Annotated in this window: 1 protein-coding gene and 2 pseudogenes; 1 reads left to right on the top strand and 2 read right to left on the bottom strand. The window is 42.4% G+C overall.

Translation table 11 applies throughout. From position 1 onward, the window contains the following. Positions 1-39: 39 nt before the first annotated feature. A pseudogene (locus tag ACS72_RS18410) lies at positions 40-108 on the bottom strand (arsenical resistance protein ArsH); the annotation flags it as partial. Positions 109-118: 10 nt separating this feature from the next. Here ACS72_RS18410 and ACS72_RS17505 point away from each other — a divergent pair. Next, a pseudogene (locus ACS72_RS17505) lies at positions 119-277 on the top strand (DDE-type integrase/transposase/recombinase); the annotation flags it as partial. Positions 278-611: 334 nt separating this feature from the next. Here ACS72_RS17505 and ACS72_RS10655 read toward each other — a convergent pair. Further along, a partial coding sequence (locus tag ACS72_RS10655) for a M3 family metallopeptidase (protein WP_048882095.1) occupies positions 612-1,306 on the bottom strand: 695 nt, incomplete at its 5' end.

Here is a 1,306-nt window from a genome sequence, read left to right as displayed (position 1 = left end):
GACCATACCATCAGACTACGCACGAAACTCATGCAGTTATTTTACTTTTGGATGCTCAGTATCCGCATCTTCTGGCAAAGCAAGGCCCCACAAGTGATAGATACAGATAAAGCACACATATGGAGGTGCTTTGTCAAGGTTAAAATGGGAAAGAAAATGTACTCCAGATCTTGAGCACAGGCAGGTTAAGTATAAAAATAACGTGATCGAATGTAATCATGGCAAGCTAAAGCGGATCATTAGGGCCACTTTAGGATTCAAATCGATGAAGACGGCTATGCCACATGCATCTATTCAGATGGCATTAAACACCGATGACGTACAGACGAAGTAGTAGCAGCCGATCCTACTAAAAGAATATCCATGATATTTCTACTATTCTTTGAACGGTAGCAACCATGTAATCGCATAGTATCTTGAATTTGCTGCCAGATATCATCGGTAAGAAGAGTACGTGCCATTGAAAATATAGAAATAAAAATAACTCAAAGGAGGATTTTAAGTATTTAAAACCAATTCTTCAAATGAGGACACGCCCTAATATACATAGAATTAATTTATTTATCGGAAACTTCCCCAACAATCCAAATACCTTTGTATATTGGAACAGCTTAAAGTTTTGTCCTGGTTGAAGAGCTAAAACTCAACTTAAGAATAATATAAAAAAATCCAGGATTGAATGAGATGAATAACAAAATCAAGCCATTAACACAGTTTACCATAATGTGTTGATGATATCCATGCCCAAGTTCATGCGCAAGAGTCGACACATTAGATGGTGTCCCGGAGAAGGTCATGAAAATTCGGGTTGCTTTGCTAAGTGGCAAAGACGTACAGAATCCGCCTGGACGCTTGCCAGGACGGTCTTCTGCTTCGATCCAGCGTTTCTCAAAAGCCATCTCTGCAAACGAGGAAAGTTTAGGACTGAACTTGGCAAACTGTTCAACAATATTGATGGCTGCCTCATCGTAAGTGATTTTGCCACTTGATTTACCTACAGGTGCATCTACGTCGCTCCAGCTGAGCTTGTCTACCCCCAGCAGTTCTGCCTTGCGCTCCAGATATTGAACAAGCGCAGGTTTGGCACCGTTAATCACATCCCACATCGTATCCAGTGTCTGACGTGACATCCGGTTGATGGCCAGAGGTTCTTTGAGGATATCATCCCAGCCACGTTTCTCATATAACTTCAGACGGAATCCCGCGAGGTGATTCAGCGTGTCAGCGCAGAAATCTTCAACATCGGTCCAAGCCTGCTCCCAGTTTGCGAATACCGTCTCGCGTACATTCCGATCACTATCGCTCA

The organism is Acinetobacter sp. VT 511, assembly GCF_001077515.1.
GTDB lineage: Bacteria > Pseudomonadota > Gammaproteobacteria > Pseudomonadales > Moraxellaceae > Acinetobacter > Acinetobacter schindleri.
The sequence above is the reverse complement of the archived record's forward strand: the minus strand, read 5'-3'. Positions and strand labels throughout refer to the sequence as shown.